The following is a 19,480-nucleotide window of genomic DNA, read 5'->3' on the forward strand; positions in this document are numbered from 1 at the left end:
CCCGCATGCCCCTGCGCCGCATGCGTCCTTCGGTGCTTGCCCTCGCGAGCGCCGCCGCCCTCCTCGTTGCTTGCTCCGATCCTGCCGAGCTCCCGGTCCCGCCCGCGCCTTATGCGCCGCCTCCGAGCTCGGCCGTCGTCGAGGAGGGATCCGTGCGCATTCGCCGCGACGTCTTCCTCGTCCCCGGCGTCACGCCGCCGCCGAACCCCGTCACCGGCAGCGCGACGCCCGCCGAATACAACGCCGTCCGCGTCGTTCGGTACCGCGTCGACGCCGATCCGCCGGCTCCTGCCCGCGCGGTCGCCGTCCTCATGCCTGGCTTCCTTGGCGGCGCGAATAGCTACGATCCGATGGCGCGCGCCATCGTTCGCCGATCCAAGGAGGGCGAGGCCTTCGAGGCCTGGGCCATCGATCGACGCTCGAACCTGCTCGAGGATCACCACGGCCTCGACGTCGCCGAGTTCCGCAAGGACCCCGAGATCGCGAAGCGTTACTACTTCGAGGAGGAGCCTGCCGAGGGCAAGACGTTCCCGGGCTTCCTCGATCAAACCGCGGTCGATTACGCCTCCGAGTGGGGCCTCGACACCACGATCGGCGACCTCCGCCGCGTCGTCGACATCGTCGCGCCCGAGGAGCGCAAGGCGCGCGTCTTCCTCGTCGGCCACTCGCTCGGCGCCACGATCGCCGAGGAGTACGCGGCCTGGGATTTCGACGGCAAACCCGGCTACGGCGAGCTCGCGGGCCTCGTCCTCGTCGACGGCGTCGCGCGGCAAGAGGGCGCCGCGGCTCCGACGATCACCGAGGAAGACTACCTGAAAGGTTCGTCCCAGAACGTCGACGCCTACCTCACTCCGGGCCTCGAAACGATCCGCAAGACCACGCGCTACATCGCGCTCCCTTTGCTCGGCCTCAAGGTCTACCCCGTCGCCGCGATCGCCGGCATGCGCGCGCTCTGGTCGCCGACCGCGATCACCGAGGATCCCTACCGCGATAGCGCCTTCCTCACGCTCCTCTCGCTCACCGACGTTCCGCGCATGACGAATCGCGCGGCCATGGGGTTTGCGATGGACGATGCCTCGAACGGCGTCTCCTTCGCGGCCGTCTCCTGCGGCGCGAGCAAGGGCGGCGCGCTCGCCGAGTACGACAGCCTCTTCGGCACCAAGCTCGTCCAGCCCTCCGATCCTACGGCCACGTACGATTGGGTGGAGTACGACGCCACGAACCCCCGCGAGCACACCTCGCTGGAAGACATTTCGCGCTCCTGGTTCGAGGGCCCCTCGCTCGACTTCGGCGAGTGGTACTTCCCGGCGCGCCTCTCGCTCGACGCCCAGGCCGCGGCCACGCTCGTCCTGAAAGACACCGACTGGCCCCGTGCAAACCACGGACTACGCGCGATTCACGGCGCTTCCATGGACCTCCCGATCTTCGCCGCCGTCGCGGGCCTCGTCGGCGACACCGCCGCCCTCGACCCGCTGCGCGCTCTCGTTCAGAACGTTCCCATCGGACCGGGCCGGCCCCTCGCGGGCAAACCCCGCACGGAATCCGACGCGTTCGTCGTGCTCGACATCGTCGACCTCACGCACATCGATCCCCTGGCTGGAACCGACGACGGTCAGGGCGACGTCACCAAATGGTACGACTCGCTCACCACGTGGATGACCACGAACAGCCCCGCAGGCGGCGTGGTCCTCGCTCCATCGGCCCCGTGATCATGCCTTTTTTCGCAACACCCCGAAGGCTTTCGGTCTGGTTTTCCCTCGCCGCCACGCTTCTCGTGCTCTTGCTCTTCGGCTGTTCGAAGAAGGAGGAGGGCGGCCCTCCCGCGGGCGGCAAGGGGAAGATGGCGTTCCCCGTCGAGCTCGCGCCCGTCTCCGGCGAGCGCGTCGAGTACACCGTCACCGCGGTCGGCACCGTCGACGCGTACGAGCGTGTGCAGGTCACGGCGCGCGTGTCCGGCGTGATCGAGCACGTGCGGTTCGCCGAGGGCGACGTCGTCAAGAAGGGCCAGGTCCTTGTCGAGATCGACCCGGCGCGCTTCAACCTTGCCGTCCGCAGCGCCAAGGCCACGCTCGAGCGCGCGCAGGCATCCGCGGCCGAGGCCCAGCAGAACCTCGAACGCCGCGAAAAAGCGGGCGCCGACGGCGCGGGCGTCTTCTCGAAGGAAGACGTCGATGGCTGGCGGACGCGCGCGCGCACGGGCGCGGCGCAGGTCGCCGAGGCCCGCGCCGCGCTCGACGAGGCGAACCTGAACCTGCGTGACGCGTACGTGCGAGCGCCCATCGAGGGCAAGATGCAGACGCGTACGGTCCAGACCGGCCAGTTCGTCCAGCCCGGCACGGTGCTCGGCACGGTTCTTCGCCGCGATCCCTTGCTGCTTCGTTTCCCGGTCCCCGAGGCCGACGCGCCGCGCCTCTCGACCGGCATGAACGTCTCCTTCAAGGTCACGGGCATCGAGCACGACTTCACCGCGAAGATCACGCTCGTCGCGGACGCCGCGGATCCCGCGACGCGTATGGTTCCGATCGTCGCCGAGGTCGCCGACGAGAAAAAGGACACGCTCCGGCCCGGCGCGTTCGCCGACGTCACGGTGCGCGTCGGCGCGACGGAGAACTCGCCCGTCATCCCGCAGACCGCGATTCGTCCGAGCGAGAAGGGATTTCTGGCGTTCGTTGTGGAGAACAACGTTTCGCAGGAGCGTGTGCTCACGCTCGGCATGCGCACGGCCGACGGGCGTGTCGAGGTCCGCAAAGGGTTGAAGCCCGGCGAGATGCTCGTCGTGCGTGGGGCCGAACCTCTGCGTGACGGCACCACGGTGCGCGTCGCGCCGCTGGGGCAAGGGCCTGGGAAAGGACCGCCCGGGGCGTCCAGCGCGGCCGCTCCGCCGGCCACCACGAGCGCGCCTTCCGAAGGCATCGGCGCGCCTTCGAAGGGAGGGAGCGCGCCATGAGCCTGACCGAAGCGTGCCTGCGCAAGCCCGTCCTTGCGTGGATGATGATGCTCGCGACGATTGTCTTCGGCATCGTCGCCGCGACGCGCATCGGCATCAGCCAGTTCCCCGACGTCGACTTCCCGACCATCAACGTCAACGTCTCCTGGGAAGGCGCCGCGCCCGAGGCCGTCGAGCACGACATCGTCGAGCAGATCGAGGAAGCCGTCGTCCAGGTCGAGGGCGTCAAATCCCTCACCTCCTCGTCCCGCCAGGGCGGCGCCTCGATCACGGTCGAGCTCGACCTCTCGCGCGACGTCGACTCCGCGCTCCAGGACGTGCAGGCCAAGGTCTCGCAGGCCCAGTCGCGCCTGCCGCGTGACATCGACCCGCCCGTCATCTCCAAGTCGAACCCCGAGGACCAGCCCATCATGTGGATTGGTCTGTCGGGTCCGTACTCGCCCCAGACCCTCTCTGACTACGCGCGTTACCGCGTCAAGGAGAAGCTCCAGACCGTGCCGGGGATCGGCGAGGTCATGCTGGGCGGCTACCTCGAGCGCAACGTCCGCGTCTGGTTCGACGCCGACAAACTCGCGGCCAAATCGCTCACCGTCACGGACGTGATCGCGGCGCTGCGACGCGAGCACGTGGAGCTGCCGGCGGGGCGCCTGGAGACCACGGGCCGCGAGGTCAACGTGCGCGTGCTCGGCGAGGCGCTCGACCTCGACACGCTCCGCCGCATCGTCGTGCGCGAGCAGGCGGGCGTCCCGACGTACATCGAGGACGTCGCGATCATCGAGGACGGCTTCGAGGACATGCGGCGCATGTCGCGTGTGAACGGCCAGCCCGCGCAGGGCATGGGCATCAAGAAGCAGCGCGGCTCGAACGCCGTCGCCGTCGCGAACGGCGTGAAGGGCATGCTCGACGAGATCCGGAAGACCTTGCCCGAGGGCATGGAGCTCCAGATCAACTTCGACTCGACGCGCTTCATCGAGCAGTCCGTCCACGAGATCGAGCTCGAGCTCATCCTCGCGGTCGCGCTCACGGCCCTCGTCTGCTGGCTCTTCCTCGGCTCGCTCTCCAGCACGCTCAACGTGATCCTGGCGATCCCGATGAGCCTGCTCGGGACGATCGCGGCGATCTACTTCCTCGGCTTCACGCTGAACACTTTTACGTTGCTCGGCCTCTCGCTCGCCGTTGGCATCGTCGTCGACGACGCGATCATGGTGCTCGAGAACATCTTCCGGCACGCCGAGCAGGGCAAGGATCGCGTGCGTGCCGCGCGCGAGGGCACGGCCGAGATCACGTTCGCCGCGCTCGCCGCCACGGTCGCCGTCATCGCGATCTTCATCCCCGTCATCTTCATGGAAGGCGTGATGGGGCGCTTCTTCCTCCAGTTCGGCGTGACGCTCTGCATCGCCGTGGCCCTCTCGTACGTCGAGGCCATCACGCTCGCGCCCGCGCGCTGCGCGCAGCTCCTCACGACCTCGCGCGAGGGCCGCAGCAAGATCGGCATCTTCGTCGATCACGCCTTCGACAAACTCTCCGCCGGCTACGGCTGGCTCCTCGCGCGGGGCCTCAAGGTCCCCTCGCTCGTGCTCGTCGCCTCCATCGGCCTCTTCGTGGGCGCGGTCTTCGCGTTCCAGGCGCTCCCCGGCGAGTTCGTCCCCTCGCAGGATCAGAGCCGCCTCATGGTCCGGCTCACGACCGCGGTCGGCTCCGACATCCGCGAGACGGACAAGATCGTGACGAAGGCCGAGGCCATCGTGAACAACGCGCCCGAGGTGCAGCGCACGCTCGTGGTCGTCGGCGGCTTCGGCACGGGCGCCGTGAACAGCGGCATGATCTTCGTGACGCTCAAGCCTCGGAACGAGCGCAAGGCCACGCAGAACGAGTTCGCCGCCGTCCTGCGCAAGGAGCTCAACGGAATCCCGGGCGTACGCGCCATCGTGCAGGACCTCTCGCAGTCGGGCTTCACCGCGTCGCGTGGCTTCCCCGTGGAGTTCTCGATCCGCGGTCCCGAGTGGGGTGAGCTCGTTTCGCACAGCGAGCGCATCAAGGCCGAGCTCCAGGCGGCAGGCCTCGTCGTCGACCTCGACTCCGACTACCAGCTCGGCATGCCCGAGCTACGGATCGTGCCCGACCGCGCGCGCGCCGCGGATCTCGGCATCTCGGTCGAGGAGATCGCGACGACCCTGAACGCGCTCGTCGGCGGCACGCGCGTGGGCAAGTACAGCGCGGGCGGGCGACGTGTCGACGTGCGCATGCGCCTGCTCGCCGATCAGCGCTCGCGGCCCGAGGATCTCTCGCGCCTCAAGGTCCGCGCGAAAAGCGGAGAGCTCGTGCCGCTCTCCACGCTCGTGAAGTACGAGGAGCAGCCTGCGCTCCAGGCGATCACGCGTCGGGATCGCGAACGCGCGATCACCCTCTTCGGCAACGTCGCGCCGGGCAAGTCGCAGAGCGAGGCCCTCGCGCTCGTGGAGAAGCTCGGCAAGGACGTACCGACTGGCTACCACGTGGTGCTCGGCGGCGCGTCGGTCGCCTTCCGCGAGTCCATGGGTGGCCTCGTCTTCGCGTTGATCCTCGGGATCATCGTCGCGTACATGGTCCTCGCGTCGCAGTTCAACTCGTTCCTGCACCCGGTGACCGTGTTGACGATCCTCCCGCTGTCCGTCGCGGGCGCTGCGTTTGCGCTGCTCCTCATGAAGCAGACGCTCAACATCTTCAGCATGATCGGGATCGTCCTCTTGATGGGGATCGTGAAGAAGAACTCGATCATCCTGGTCGATTACGCGACGGAGCTCCGAAACCACGGCAAGAACGCGCTCGACGCGATGCTCGAAGCGGGCCCGGTTCGTCTCCGGCCCATCCTGATGACATCCATCGCGACCCTGATGGCGGCCGTGCCTTCGGCGCTCGCGCTCGGCGAAGGCAGCGAGGTGCGCGCGCCCATGGCGATCGCGGTCATCGGCGGCCTCGTGATCTCCACGGGCCTGAGCCTCCTCGTGGTGCCGGCGTTTTACGTCGTCGCCGATCGCATCGCGGCGCGCCTCGCGCGCGTCCGTCGCACGTCTTCGCCACCGCTCGCCGAACCGGTCCCGCCTCCGCCTCACGCTTGACGCGACGGGTCTCGGGTGGAAACTCCACCGACCAACTCGTGCTTGCGCCCTCCCGTCCCGGCAGAAAAATCGATCGAAGCTGTTGCCGTTTGGGAGGCTCGGCTTTAGGTGCGCCGCGAGGACTTCATGCTGCAAAGAGTATTCCGCAGCCTGGACGGTGGGGGGTTCGCCTCGGGCGACACGAACGTGCACAAACCGTTACGCAGAAGGGTTGCTTCTTCTGCACATCGTGTAGGATTGGCGCATGCCGACTGCTGGGGGCCGAGGGTGTCACGCTGCCGCGATCCAAAAGACGATCGCGCCGCGCACACTCGGTGCCGGGGCAAACACGGCGCTCCCTTCGCGCCTTCCCCCTCTTCACGACCCACCGGCAACAATCTTCTCTTGCTCCCAGGGCAGGGTTCCCTGGAAAATCTGAAAAATCGGCTTTCGGGAGATGAACGATGAGCGCCAAGAACCGACCTCACGCCCCGGCCGTCGCTGTTGCTCCTCGCGAAGCGGCGTTTCAGGATGCAGTGGTCCTCGTTCGTGAACCCTTCGTCATCGACCGGACGGTGGCCATGCAGGCCATCCGCTACACGAAGGAGCTCCTGTCCGGCTCTTTCGCGCCGAACGCACAACGTGAGTCCGTGCCATCCTCCAACCCGTCGACCTCGAGGCGACGGACTGCGAGCGGCCGCTAGAACTTCCAAAGCGGTCCGCGCGTCGACGTAGCGCTGGGACCGAATGTACATCCTCCACCTGTCGGATCTTCACGTCACGGAGCCCGGGCAAACGCTCGACGACGTGTGGATGCACCCGGCGCAAGCGCTGGGCACGCTGCACCCGGCCCCCTTCGACTTCGTCGTCGTCAGCGGCGATCTCACGCAACGCGGGAGCGCCGCGGAGTACGACGAGCTGCTCGAGTTCGCGGAGCACCGCGTCCTGCCGCTCGTCGTGAACCGCGAGCGCGCGCGTGTCGTGTTCGTTCCGGGCAACCACGACGTCGACTGGGGCGCCGACATCGGCGAGCCCGTGCGCGTCACCTCGCTGCGTACCGCGCACGACTTCGACCTCCTCGAGCAGGAGATGCAGCGGCTCAAGCGCTCGCCGGATCTCTCGGATCTGCGCATCGACGTGGGCCGCTACGGACACCTCGACCTCGTCAAGCTGCGGGCGGGCGCGGAGTACAACAAGCGCTTCGCGAACGTCCAGCGATTCTTCGACCGCTTCTACGGCGAGTCCTTGGATGGACGCGGCCGCGCCTTCGATCTCCTCGACCCCAACGAACGCGAGCACTGGTCGGCGCACGTCTTCCCCCAGGAGAAGGTCGCGTTCTTCGGCTTCAACTCCTGCCACCGGAACGACAAGTACTGGACCGGTGCCTGCATCTCCACGCGCGCCGTCTCCGCCGCGCGCGACTTCGCGAACGGCCTCGATCGGGACACGCTGCGCGTCGCCGTCTGGCACCATGGCTTCACCAGTGAACGCGGGCGTCCCGATTACCTTACGCTGCAGGACGTCGGCACCCTCTACGCCGCGGGCTTCCGCATCGGCTTTCACGGCCACACGCACCAGGAGAGCTCGAAGCTCGTCGAGCTCTTCAAGAGCCGCTTCGTCATCATCTCCACGGGATCGCTCGGCTCGGCCGCGCACGAGCGGCCCGGCGCCGTGGGCAACCAGTTCTCGGTCGTGCGGCTCAGCCCGAGCACGGTCAGTGTCGAAGTGTACGAGCGCGACGGCGAGGCCGGCGAGTACGCGCTCGAGCCGAAGCGCAAGTACTTCGAGGTGAACTGGGAGCCCGTCGCGCAGGCCGAGCGCTTCGTGAAGGCCCGCGAGCACACGCGGATCTGGAGCGTCGGGGACGATGGCATCGCGCTCGTCGAGGTGGAGCTGCGCGACTTCGTGGCGCCCGTCGAGACGCCGATCGCCGTGCTCGAACCGCCCTACAACAACGTCCAGGCCGAGCCACGCGCGACCACGTGGCGCGGCCGCCGCGAGGTGAAGGAAGAGCCGCTCGGCGGCGGGCGCGTGCGCTTCATGCTGCAGGGCGCGGACAAGACCGAGCGGTACCTCACGTGGAGCTACCATCTCTCGAACGCGGTCGCGCTCACGCAGGCCGAGCTGAACCTGCTGGAAAAACGTGATCGTTGGTACCCCAACTTGATCGACGGCTACGACGTCCGCTCGCACGTCGTCCGCTTCGAGTCCGACCACCTCACGCTGGCGCTCGTGTTCGCGGAGAGCTCGGGCGCGACGATCGAGGACGCGTATCCCATGGTCGAGCGCTGCTACGAGCAGTTCGGCGAACCGCGCTGGGAGCCCGTCGAGTTCGAGCAGGAGCGGTGCCGCTCGCACTTCATCGTGGGCAAGACGCACGTGGAGCTCAAGATCCCGGGGCCGATCGTGGGCTACCGGTACTCGCTCGCGTATCGCCCGGGCGGCGCCGGTAAGGAGTACCCCGAGGCCGCGAAGTGGACCGCGCGCGCACTGCTCGAGCGCTGCTGCGGCAAGCCGATGTCGAACCACTCGCTCTCGGCGAAGCTCACGGAGGCCGTCGGCAACTCCATCTACAAGATCGCCACGGCCTCGCCGTGGGGCGTGCAGACCGCGCCGATCGTGCGGAGCGGGCTGCTCTCGGAGCGCGGATCGTGGATGGGCATGATCTGGGACGCGAACCTGCGCGTCCTTTGCCCGGCGTTCGGCCAGTTCTGGCCGCAGTCCTGGGCGGCGCGCTTCACCTGCGGCAGCGGCGTCGCGGGCCACGCTTTCCGCTTCAACATCGCCGCGGCCTGGCATCGCGACGCGCACGCGACGACGAGCATCATCTACCAGCCGAGCCCGGACCATCACCGCCTCTTCGCGCGGCACTACCGCTGGATCCTGTGCTTCCCGCTGCGGCTCGCGCCGGAAGAGGAGTCGTCGCTCGGCGTCGTTTGTCTCGCGAGCGAGGAGGAGAACACCCAGGTCGAGCGCGCGCTCGGCCACCTCGCCCGCGCGATCTGCACCGAGACGATGGATCCCGAGGCCACGAAGCTCCGCCTGATGCTCCAGACCGTCATCAACGCCGTGTTCTGGACGTGCGTGACCGATCCGAACCACGGACTCAGCGAGAGCGAGGGGCGCTACGCGCGCCACGTGCTCAACGCGCTTCTCTCGTCCGCGACCGACTAACCCACGAGCAGCAGGTACCCGATCGCCACGACCATCGAGACGATCGTGACGGGCAAACCTGCGCGGAGGTACGTGACGAATCCGATCTCGTCCTCCGCGTGCGCGGCCTCGACGACGATGATGTTCGCGACGGAGCCGAGCAGCGTGAGGTTTCCGGCGAGCGTCGTGGCCATCGCCGTCACGGTCCAGGCGAGCGTCGGATCGGGCAGCGTGCGGATCATCGGCTCGGCGAGCAGGATGAAGGGCACGTTGCTCACGACCTGACAGCCGAGCGTGAACATCGCGGAGAGCGCGGCCATGGCGGCGCCACGACCTTCCGGGATGAACGGGCGCGCCGCGGCGAGCGTCTCGTCGACGAGGCCCGTGCGCTGGAACGCGGCGGCCACGATGAAGAGCGCGCCGAAGAAGACGAGCACGGTCCACGTCACGCCCGAGAAGAGCGACGCGGGATCACGCCTTCGAAGGACGAGGAGCGCCGCCGCGCCCGTGAGCGCGGCGAACGCGAGGTTCGCGCCGGCGAGGAAGGCGATCGAGACGCCGAGGATCACGACGAGCGCCATCATGAGCTCGCTGCGGGATCGCGGGGCGACGGTTACGTCCGCGTCAATCTGCGCGGCGCTCGTGGGCCGCAGGCGCTTGCGGAAGAGCAAGTGCAGCGTCGCCGCCGTCACCAAGAGCGCGAGAAACCCGGCCGGCCCTCCACGAAGCAAATAGCTCCGGTACGACAGACCCGACAGGTGCGCGACGAGCATGTTCTGCGGGTTTCCCGCGAGCGTCATCGCGCTGCCGGCGTTCGCTCCCATCGCCAGCGCGAGCAGATACGGCACGCGTGGCAGGCCTGCCTTCCGCGCCGTCGCGTCCACCACGGGCGCGAAGAGCACGCAGACCGGATCGTTCACCAGCACGGCCGAGAGCAGGCCCGAGGCGATCGTCGTGCCGTAGAGAAGGCCCACCGGCGAGGGTTTCCGCTCGAGCAGGAACGACGCGGCCCTCTCGAAGAACCCGGCCTCTGCGAGCGCGGCCGAGAGCAGCATCATCCCGAGCAAAAGCCCGATCGTGTTCGGCTCGACCGCGGCAAATGCGGTCTTGGCGTCGATGCCCCAGCGCGGCTCGATCGAGGCGAGCACGACCATCATGCACGCGCCTGCGAGCGCGCCGGCGGGCCTTCCGATCGGCAGGAGCGACAGGCGCCGAAAGGCGATCAGCACGTAGGTCGCAATGAACACGACGAGCGTCGGCAGGTGGCTCATGCGGGGGCTTCTTCGGGGCTTCTTCCTGACGGGAGAGGGGGCGCGGCCGTCACGGGGTCGGTGTCGGCGTCGAGAGTGTGCTCCGAAGCAGAGCGTGACGGCTCGGCAGCGGAAAAAAGCGGTCGAGCAGCGGTTTCGGGTTTGTCTTTCTGGAATCTTTGCGAGGGGCGTGCGGGCGCCCCCGACCTTGTCACACCCCGGGCCTTACGCTACGTAAGACGTCCCCGGAGATCCCGAGGTCCTGGGAGCGCCCAGGAGATGCTATACACGTCCACGTAAACGCAGAGGAGAGCGAGATGTACGTCCCCGACATGGTGATACGGCCTCGACTCGAGATTCTAGCGAAGGCCCCGGTGCCGACGCAGACGGGCTTGTTCGAGATGATCGTGTTCCGGTACGGTGAGCAGACCGCCGAGAGCGGGCTCTCTCCGGACCATGTGGCGCTGGTGATGGGCGATGTGCGTGGACGGTCGTCCGTCCTCGTCCGGGTGCACTCGGAGTGCCTGACGAGCGAGGTCTTCGGCTCGCTGAAATGCGATTGCCGTGGTCAGCTCGAGGCGGCGCAGGCCGAGATCGCGCGGCGGGGGCAGGGCGTCGTCGTGTACCTGCGCCAGGAAGGCCGGGGCATCGGCCTCTCGAACAAGATCCGCGCGTACGACCTGCAAGCGCGGGGGCACGACACCGTGGACGCGAATCGGCTGCTCGGGCTTCCGGACGACGCGCGTGATTACGCGCCGGCCGCGGCGATGCTGGAGCACCTCGGCGTGGCCTCGATCCAGCTCATGACGAACAACCCGCTCAAGGTGCAGGCGCTCCGGCAGCTCGGGACGCGGGTCGAGGCGCGCGAGCCCTCGATTGTAGAGACGAACCCGTTCAGCCAGGGGTATCTGGAGGCGAAGCGGGTGCGAATGGGGCACTCGCTGCCGCCGCTGGATGCGGCGCTCCTCGCCCCCGCCGACAACATCGACGCCGAGTGACGCTCAGCCGCCCGACTTCTTGGTCGAGCCCGCCTTGAGCCGCGCTTTGAGCCTCGAAGCGTAGCCCTCTTTGTTCTCCTGCTTCACCCGGGCGATGGCCAGCGCATCGTCGGGCACGTCGCGCGTGATCGTCGTGCCCGTGGCCACGTAGGCGCCCACGCCGATCCGCACCGGCGCGATGATCTGCGAATCGCTGCCGATGAACGCGCCCGCGCCGATCTCGGTGCGGTGCTTCTTGAACCCGTCGTAATTGCAGAAAATGGTCCCCGCGCCGATGTTCGCGCCTTCGCCGATGTCGCCGTCGCCGAGATACGCGAGGTGATTGGCCTTGGCCCCGCGGCGGACCACGGTCTTTTTCGTCTCCACGAAATTGCCGATGTGCGCCTCGGCCTCGATGCGGCTCTCCGGGCGCAGGTGCGAAAAGGGTCCGATCTGCGCATTTTCGCCGATCGTCGAATCACTCGCGATCGAATAAGGTTTTACCAGGGCCGACGGCGCGACCTCCACGTCCGTCAGCACCGAGCCCACGTCGATCTTCGCATTCGCGCCGATGCGCGTTTTTCCGCGCAGAACCACGTAATGCTCGATCACCGCGTCCGGCTCGACGACCACGGTCGCGTCGATCCGCGCCGTCGCCCGCACCGTCGCGCCCGCGCGCCGGATCCGGTCCGCGATGCGCCCGTAAAGAATGTCCTCGGCCGCGGCGAGCTGCGCCCGATCGTTCACCCCCACGAGCGCCGCCGCGCTCTCGGCCCGCACGGAGGCGACTCCGCCTGCCTTCGCCGCGACGGCCACGATGTCCGTCAAATAAAGCTCGCCCTGCGCATTGTTCGGCAAAAGCCCCGCCACCGATTCTCGCAAAAAGCCCGCCCGCGCCACGTACACGCCCGTGTTCACCTCGCGCACGCGCCGCTCCTCTTCCGTCGCGTCCCGCTGCTCCCGCACGGCGAAGATCTTTCCCTCGGCGTCCCGCAGCACGCGCCCGTACCCCGTCGGATCCTCGGTCATCGCCGTCAGCATCGCGAGCGGCGCGCCGCCCTCGATCGAGCCCGCCAGCCGCACGAGCTCGGCCGGATCGAGCAGCGGCGTATCCCCGCAGAGCACGAGCACCCGCTCGGCCGAGGGATCCAGCGCTGGCAGGGCCGATCGCACCGCGTCCCCGGTCCCGCGCTGGGTTTCCTGCACCGCCGTTCGCACGCGATCGCCGAACGCTTTCGTGAGATGCGCGGCGAGCTCGTCCCGGCCATACCCCACGACGACCACGACGTCCCCGCACCCGGCGGCGAGCGCGGCTTCGATGGCGTAGTCGACCATCGGCCGGCCGCAAAGCGGGTGGAGCACCTTGGGCTTCGTGCTCTTCATGCGCGTGCCTTGCCCGGCGGCGAGGACGATGGCGGTGAGGGAGGATCCAGCTTGGGTCGTCATCGGCGCCGAACCTAGCACGGGCGCCCGAGACCCCCCAGCGAACGGCGAAACGCCTCCCGGACGCCCGCGGACGGACGAGGCCGCCGCCGGGGACGCGGGTGCGCCATAACATTGTCGCGGCCATTGCGGACCGTTGAAATGGGAAAAGGCCGTCCCATCTGCAACAATGAATGCGCGGTTGGTCTTGTCGGGTGGTATCTGTAGTGACCGGATAGCGTCGAAACCGTGCCGATGCGAGGTCTTTTCGAGGGGATTTGGACCTTTTTGATGATCTCTCCGTCAGGCGCAGTGTATGCACGGAGAGAAGGACGGAGGGAACCTCATGACCCGTTTCGCTCACATATCGCTTGCGTCTCTCGTTCTCGTGTTCGCGTCGGCTTGCAGCAGCAGCAGCAGCGAGGCCCCTGCGCCGGCAGCGGTCAACGTCGAGGCCGAGGCGGCCGTCAACGCGGATCTCGGGGCGGAGGCGCTGGTCGAGGAGCACGACGAGGGGACAGTCGCCTGGCGCATCGACACGGACGGCCAGGTGAAGGCCGCGGTCAGCGCCACGGCGACCGGGCGCGTCAAGGAGGACGTCAGCGGCTCGCTCATCTACAAGGTCGAGGGCAGCGAGCCGAAGACGGTGCCGCTCGTGCTCGACGCGAAGACGGGCCTGCTCGTCGCGGCCGGGCCGAAGCTCGAGGCGGATCTCACCGAGGTCAACTACACGGTGACGGTCTCGGGCAAACCCTGGACCGGCGTCATGCACGTGCCCGTGGGCGGCACGGCAGAGCTCGTGGCGGGCGCCAAGGTGACGGCCGAGGCGAAGCTGCCCGACGAGACCGTGGGCCCGCACGGCGGCACGATCCAGATCGTGGGTGACGATCGACTGGAGATGGTCGCGGACGCGAGCTCGGGCGAGACGCGCGTGTACGTGCTCGACGTGAACCTCAAGCCCGTGCGGATCGAGTCGCGCAAGCTGCGGATGGGCTTCGTCGCCGAGAAGACCACGTTCGTGAACTTCGATCCCGAGCCGTCGGGCTTCTTTTTCTCGGCGCGGCTCGGCGCCTCGGCGTCGCTGCTCAATCCGCTGCGCGTGACGGCGTCGCTCAGCATCGGCACGGTCACGCACGCGGCGATCTGGGGCTATCGACCGGGCATCCGCATTTATGCCCCCACGGCCACGGTGCGCATCGCCAGCGCGCCGCGCATTCGATTCAGCCTGCAGGGCGGCTTCGACAGCGGCGTGGACGTTTATGGCCGCGCCCACGTGAAGACGAGGTTCCACGGCGACGACGACGACCACGACCATCACAGGAAGGGCAACAACGGCCGGCATTTCGGCCAGGATGGGACCTTCGCGCGTGACAGCGGCGGCTTCAAGCAGGATGACGCCGTGCACCCCGGCAGCAGCAAGGCGAAGGGCGGCGGCGACGACGATCGCGGCCCGAGCGCGAAGGGCGGCCACGATCACGGCAGCAGCGTGAAGATCAGCGGGGGCAGCTCGAAGGGCGGCGGCCACGACGATCACGGCGGCAGCGCGAGGAGCAGCGGCGGCGGTGGCTCGAAGGGCGGCGGCAGCGCGAAGAGCAGCGGCGGCGGCTCGAAGGGCGGCGGCGGTGACGCGAAGGGCGGCGGCGGCGGCGGTGGCAAGGGCGGCAAAAAATAACCGCCTCGCGAGACGAATGTAGGGTTTTCGCCCTCGTTCTGTCAGGTTCTCGTCACGATTGCACGAAATCCAACGACGCAGTGCGAGACGCGCATTGCGTCATGCCCAAAACGGCCTTCCCTCCTCTTGCCCGCTATTCTGGGGTCGGGTAAAGATGGGCCTTCCCTCATGAAGGCCAAGCTTGTTTCGCTCTGGAACTGGTTCGAGATCATCGGCGTCGTGGCCCTGTCGACCGGCGCGGTCGCGGCGGTGTTTGTCACGACCGCACCATTCGATCGCGTCCGCAAAATCACGGGCAGATTCTTCCGCATTTGCGGCACGATGCTCGTCCGCTTGAATCCGCTCTGGAGCGTGAAGGTCTCCGGATGGAAGCGCCCCGCGAACAGCGGGCCTTTCATCGTCGTCGCGAATCACCAGTCGATCGCCGACATTCCGGCGATCAGCTATTTGCCCTGGGAAATGAAATGGCTCTCGAAGGAGAGCAATTTCAAGGTCCCGGGCCTCGGCTGGATGATGAGCATGGCCGGCGACATCCCGCTCCGCCGCGGCGAGCGCGAGAGCGCGAAATCGGCGATGGAGCGCTGCAAATGGTACCTCGACCGCGGCATGAGCGTGATGATCTTCCCCGAAGGCACGCGCTCCTCCGACGGCGAGATCAAGCCCTTCAAGGACGGTGCCTTCCGCCTCGCCCTCGAGACGGGCATCCCCATCCTGCCCGTCGCGGTCGCCGGCACCCGCCACGCGATTCCCAAGAACTCGTGGGTCTTCGGCGTGAAATGCCAGGCCCGCATCGAGGTCCTGCCGCCCATCGACGTGAAAGGCATGACGATGGACGACCTCGAAACCCTGCGCGAGCGCGTGCGCGGCGATATCTCGGCGGCCTTCGAGCGCCTCGGCAAGTGGATGCCCACGCTGCCCTCCGAGGAGGAGAGCGGCGAAAACGAGGCGCCAAAAGCCACGGCCGCGGCCGCGATCGAAGCCTCGCCCCCCGCCTGAGCCTCACCGACACATCGAAATCAACATCGTTTCGAGCACCGCCTGCGGCGAGCGTTTCGAGCCCTTGAGCGCTCGATCCGCCTCCGCGAGCAGGCGCACCCACGCGGGGAGCGTCCCCCGCGGCAGCGATTTCAACGTCTGCGCCGTCTCCTGCGCCTTGAACGGCGGAATGCCCGCGCGCGCGGCCGCCTCGTTCACGTTTGCCCCCGCCCGCAGCGCCGAATCCATCTTCACCATCTTACGCACGTTCGACGCCACGAGCCCGAGCAGCGGCAGCCCCCCGTCCTTCGAATCCACGACCTCCGCCAGCACCGCGAGCGCCTTGTCGAGCCGCCGCCGCGTCAGCGCATCGACGAGGTCCCACACCGAGCCCGGCCGGACCTTCATGACCATCGTCACGACCGCGTCCTCCGTGAACGGTTTGCCCTCCCCGACGAACAAGCTCAGCCGCTCGATCGCGTCCGCCACGTAGCCGAGCTCCGGCCCGGCGATCTCCGCCAGGTGATCGGCCACGTCCGGCGCGATGTCGTGCCCGCGCTCCTTGGCCATCTGCCGCACCACGGTCGGCAGCGCCTTGCGGCTCACGGGCTCGCAGTTGACGAGGAAGTCCTCCTTCTTCGCCGCCGTCACGATCTTGCGTTGCGCGTGGAGCTTCGTCGCCGACAGCACGAGCACCGTGCTCGAGGCCGGCGCCTTCGCGTACTCGGCGAGCGCGTCGAGCGGACTTCCGTCCTTCACCCCGCGCTTGCCCTCCGCTGGGCCCTTGCCGCCGTCGTCGTCGTCGCTGTCGCCCTTCTTCTCCCAGCGCTCGAGGCCACGCGCCAGGACGAACCGGCGCTTGGCCATCATCGGCACCATCTTCGAGGCCGAGAGGACCGCGTCCACGTTCGACTCGCCGGCCGTGAATTTGTCCTCGTTGAAGCCCGCGATGCCGCCCTTCATCGTTGCTTCCTTGATGGCGTGCACGACCTTGTCGGCGAGGTACCGCTCCTCGCCGAGCACGAGGTAGACGGGCCGCAAGTTCCCTTTCGTGGCTTCCTGGATGGCTTGCTCGGGCGTCACGGGTCTCTCCGTTCGTCCCTTCGGAGGGGCGCGTCAAGCGCGGGAAGAGGTACCATGTTCCCCGCCATGATCGACCGCATCTCTCCGGCCCTACGTCCGCCGGATCGGCCCGCCGGCTTCCAGCGATGGCGAACCCTCTTGTTTCTGCACTGGGAGGTGCCCGCGGAGGCGATCGCGAGGCTCTTGCCTGCCGAGCTCTCGGTCGACACGTTCGAGGGAAAAGCGTGGGTCGGGGTCGTGCCCTTCACGATGCGCGACGTCGCGCCCCGCTGGTCCCCGTCCGTCCCGGGGATCTCGCATTTCCACGAGCTCAACGTCCGCACGTACGTCCATCTCCGCGGCAAGGATCCGGGCGTCTGGTTCTTCAGCCTCGACGCGGCCGCGACGATTGCCGTGGCGGTCGCGCGCGCCGGCTGGCACTTGCCGTACCACCGCGCCTCGATGAAGCTCGACATCTCCGGGAGTACCGTCGACTACCGGAGCAAGCGCCTCTTCCCCGGCCCGAAGCCGGCCGAGTTCGAGGCGCGTTACCATATCGGGGAATCGATCGGCTCCGCCAAACCCGGGACGCTGACGCATTTCTTCGCCGAGCGGTACATTCTTTATGCCCGCACCCGCTCGGGTTTGTCGCTCGGACGCGTGCATCACGTGCCGTATCCGCTCCACGAGGTGAAGGTCGAATCGTGGCGTGATGGAATGGTCGCGGCCGCGGGCCTGCCCGAGCCCTCCGGCGAGCCGCTCGCGCTCTACAGCCCCGGCGTCGACGTCGATGTCTACAAGCTGGTGCCGGTCGTTTGAGCCCCTACGAACTACGCGCGCGCCGCCCCTTCGCGCGCTCGAGCAGCCCCTTGAGCACCTGCGGATCGAGCGGCTTCATGAGCTGATGATCGATCCCCGCCTCCTCGGCTTTGCGTCGATCCGCCTCCTGCCCGTACCCGCTCACGCCGATCAGGAGCGCCTGCGACGTCGGCCGCGTCGCCCGCAGCAGCCGCGCCACCTCGAACCCGTCCATGCCCGGCAAACCGATGTCGAGCAGCACCACGTGCGGACAGAACGTCGCCGCGACCGACACGCCCTCCTCGCCGCTCTTCGTCGCCCGCACGTCGTAGCCCCAGAGCCCGAGCAGCTCGGAGAGCATGTCCGCCGCGTCCGCGTTGTCCTCCACGACGAGCGCCCGCTGCACGTTCCCCGGATCCTCCTCCACCGGATGCGCCTTCTCGCTCGGCCCATCTCTTCGCACGTGCGGCAGCCGCACCACGATCTCCGAGCCCTTGCCCACGCCCTCGCTTCGCGCCTCGACCGTGCCCCCGTGCATCGTGATCAGGCTCTTCACCAGCGTCAGCCCGATCCCGAGCCCGCCCTGCGATCGATCGAGCGCGCGTTCACCTTGCACGAACAGATCGAACACCCGCGGCAGGAGCTCCGCCGGCATCCCGATCCCGTTGTCCTTCACGGTCGCGGTCACGGCCGCCTTGTCCTGCACGACCGAGAGCGCGATCTCGCCGCCGCGCTCCGTGTACTTCGCCGCGTTGTTCAAGAGGTTCACGATCACCTGCTCGAGCCGCGTCGGATCGCCCTGCACGAGCACCGGCGCCGCCGGGAGCGCGACCCGGAGCGTGTGGCCCGACGCGTCCACGAGCGGCCGTGCGGCGTCCACCGCGCTTCGCACGATCGTCCCGAGATCCACGAGCTTCGTCTGCAGCGTGATCGTCCCGCGCGTGATGCGCGAGACGTCGAGCAGGTCGTCGACGAGCCGCGAGAGGTTGCGCGCTTGCCGCTCGATCACGCTGCGGAAACGCTCGACCCGCGCGTCGCCGTGCGTCGCCACGCGGATCATCTCCGCCGCCGTCAGGATCGGCGCGAGCGGGTTCCGTAGCTCGTGCCCCAGCATCGAGAGGAACTCGTCCTTGCGCCGATCGGCCTCGCGGAGCGCCTCGTTCGCCTTCACGAGCTCGGCCGTCCTCGCGGCGACCCGCGCTTCGAGCTCGTCGTTTGCCTGCCGGAGCGCCGCCTCCGCGGCCTTGAGCGGCGTCAGATCCGTCGCGACCACGGTGAACGTCGGATCCTCCTCGCCCGCGTCCCGGATCGACAGCATCACCGGCAGCGGCGCCCCACTCGCTTGCGCAAGCGTGATCTCGCCTTTTGCGCTCCCGCCCTGGGCCGCCGCGAGCAGCGCGTCGAACGTCCCCGCCTCCGCGGCCCCGACGCACCCGCGCAGCGAGGCGCCCAGCACCTTGCTGAGCGGGCGACCGAGCATCTCGGCGACCTTGCGATTGGCGAACAGGATCGTCCCGTCTCCGCTGACCGTCATCGCGCCTTCGTTCAGCGTCTCCAGCAGCGTCCGGTGCGCGTGATCGGCGCCTTTCAGCACGAACACCCGCGGCGCGCCGTCGGCGGAGACCACGAGCGCGTCCACCTCGCCGGCGCGGATCGCGGCCAGCGTCGCTTCGGCCTCCTCGACGCGCAGGAGCAGGTCGTGCGCGACGATCGGGGCGTCCGGCTTCGAGGTCAGCTCGTCGTCCTTCTTCGTCATGGTTCCCCCGTCGGGGTCGGAGAAACGCCAAGACCCACGAGGACACGCTCGATGTCGGACAGCGAGCCGATGATGCGCTGCACGGGCAGCGGCCGCTCCCGCACCAGCGTCGGCGCAGCGACGATCTGCGCGTCGCGCGCGAGCCACGGTTCCTGGTTCAGGTCGTGCACCTCGAGGTCGAAGTGGCCCGCGAGGTGCTGGTCGCAGAGCTTCCGCACGTTGCGGATCGCAAAGCGCGATCTCGGCGAATTGCCGACGACGTAGAGCCTTAGGACGTACGTCTCTCGGGGCGCGTCGACGAGCGCCTGCGCCCAGAAGTCGTCCTTGTCCCCGGCGATCGCCGAGGGGGTTTTTCCGTTGCGCCCGTCGTCGTGATCGCTTCCCCCCATGA

At 68.3% G+C, this 19,480-nt stretch carries 14 protein-coding genes; 9 read left to right on the forward strand and 5 right to left on the reverse strand.

Annotation, left to right across the window (positions count from 1 at the left end; genetic code table 11):
- Positions 1-5 precede the first annotated feature (5 nt).
- From KEG57_RS08365 to KEG57_RS08385, 5 genes are all read left to right on the forward strand, one after another.
- Positions 6-1,709: an alpha/beta fold hydrolase gene (locus KEG57_RS08365; RefSeq protein ID WP_272458353.1), complete on the forward strand. Its 1,704-nt coding sequence runs from the start codon at positions 6-8 to the stop codon at positions 1,707-1,709.
- 2 nt (positions 1,710-1,711) lie between these two features.
- Positions 1,712-2,947: an efflux RND transporter periplasmic adaptor subunit gene (locus KEG57_RS08370; protein ID WP_272458354.1), complete on the forward strand. Its 1,236-nt coding sequence runs from the start codon at positions 1,712-1,714 to the stop codon at positions 2,945-2,947.
- Entirely contained in the window at positions 2,944-6,045 is a 3,102-nt protein-coding gene (locus KEG57_RS08375; RefSeq protein ID WP_272417534.1) for an efflux RND transporter permease subunit, read from the forward strand. The genes KEG57_RS08370 and KEG57_RS08375 overlap by 4 nt, the downstream gene beginning before the upstream one ends.
- A gap of 443 nt (positions 6,046-6,488) precedes the next feature.
- Entirely contained in the window at positions 6,489-6,728 is a 240-nt protein-coding gene (locus tag KEG57_RS08380; RefSeq protein ID WP_272417535.1) for a hypothetical protein, read from the forward strand.
- Between the two features lie 43 nt (positions 6,729-6,771).
- Positions 6,772-9,198, forward strand: coding sequence for a metallophosphoesterase family protein (locus tag KEG57_RS08385; RefSeq protein ID WP_272417536.1), 2,427 nt, complete (start codon positions 6,772-6,774; stop codon positions 9,196-9,198).
- On the opposite strand, the gene KEG57_RS08390 is transcribed toward KEG57_RS08385, so the two are convergent.
- A complete protein-coding gene (locus tag KEG57_RS08390) occupies positions 9,195-10,448 on the reverse strand; it encodes an ArsB/NhaD family transporter (protein WP_272417537.1) in 1,254 nt (417 codons plus the stop codon). The two genes, KEG57_RS08385 and KEG57_RS08390, sit on opposite strands and share 4 nt — an antisense overlap.
- Before the next feature lie 296 nt (positions 10,449-10,744).
- Between KEG57_RS08390 and ribA the strand changes: the two genes are divergently transcribed.
- Positions 10,745-11,425, forward strand: a complete 681-nt coding sequence (gene ribA / locus KEG57_RS08395) for a GTP cyclohydrolase II (protein WP_272417538.1) — start codon at positions 10,745-10,747, stop codon at positions 11,423-11,425.
- A gap of 3 nt (positions 11,426-11,428) precedes the next feature.
- On the opposite strand, the gene glmU is transcribed toward ribA, so the two are convergent.
- A complete protein-coding gene (gene glmU, locus KEG57_RS08400) occupies positions 11,429-12,850 on the reverse strand; it encodes a bifunctional UDP-N-acetylglucosamine diphosphorylase/glucosamine-1-phosphate N-acetyltransferase GlmU (protein WP_272458355.1) in 1,422 nt (473 codons plus the stop codon).
- Positions 12,851-13,172: 322 nt separating this feature from the next.
- On the opposite strand from glmU, the gene KEG57_RS08405 reads away from it, so the two are divergent.
- Together KEG57_RS08405 and KEG57_RS08410 are read left to right on the forward strand one after the other, a co-directional pair.
- Positions 13,173-14,498, forward strand: coding sequence for a hypothetical protein (locus KEG57_RS08405; RefSeq protein ID WP_272458356.1), 1,326 nt, complete (start codon positions 13,173-13,175; stop codon positions 14,496-14,498).
- 168 nt (positions 14,499-14,666) lie between these two features.
- Positions 14,667-15,494 carry a lysophospholipid acyltransferase family protein gene (locus KEG57_RS08410; protein WP_272417541.1) on the forward strand — a complete coding sequence of 276 codons (828 nt, stop codon included), beginning with the start codon at positions 14,667-14,669 and terminating at the stop codon, positions 15,492-15,494.
- A 3-nt stretch (positions 15,495-15,497) separates the two neighbouring features.
- On the opposite strand, the gene holA is transcribed toward KEG57_RS08410, so the two are convergent.
- The gene (holA, locus tag KEG57_RS08415) at positions 15,498-16,556 is read right to left on the reverse strand and encodes a DNA polymerase III subunit delta (RefSeq protein ID WP_272417543.1); all 1,059 of its coding nucleotides are present in this window, start codon (positions 16,554-16,556) and stop codon (positions 15,498-15,500) included.
- Positions 16,557-16,622: 66 nt separating this feature from the next.
- Between holA and KEG57_RS08420 the strand changes: the two genes are divergently transcribed.
- Complete coding sequence (locus tag KEG57_RS08420; protein WP_272417544.1) at positions 16,623-17,354, forward strand: YqjF family protein; 732 nt, start codon at positions 16,623-16,625, stop codon at positions 17,352-17,354.
- Between the two features lie 4 nt (positions 17,355-17,358).
- Here KEG57_RS08420 and KEG57_RS08425 read toward each other — a convergent pair whose 3' ends face one another.
- Together KEG57_RS08425 and KEG57_RS08430 are read right to left on the reverse strand one after the other, a co-directional pair.
- Positions 17,359-19,089, reverse strand: coding sequence for a hybrid sensor histidine kinase/response regulator (locus KEG57_RS08425; RefSeq protein ID WP_272417545.1), 1,731 nt, complete (start codon positions 19,087-19,089; stop codon positions 17,359-17,361).
- Positions 19,086-19,478 carry a circadian clock KaiB family protein gene (locus KEG57_RS08430; RefSeq protein ID WP_272417546.1) on the reverse strand — a complete coding sequence of 131 codons (393 nt, stop codon included), beginning with the start codon at positions 19,476-19,478 and terminating at the stop codon, positions 19,086-19,088. Before KEG57_RS08430 ends, KEG57_RS08425 begins: the two co-directional genes overlap by 4 nt.
- Between the last annotated feature and the right edge of the window lie 2 nt (positions 19,479-19,480).

This window comes from Polyangium jinanense (assembly GCF_028435365.1).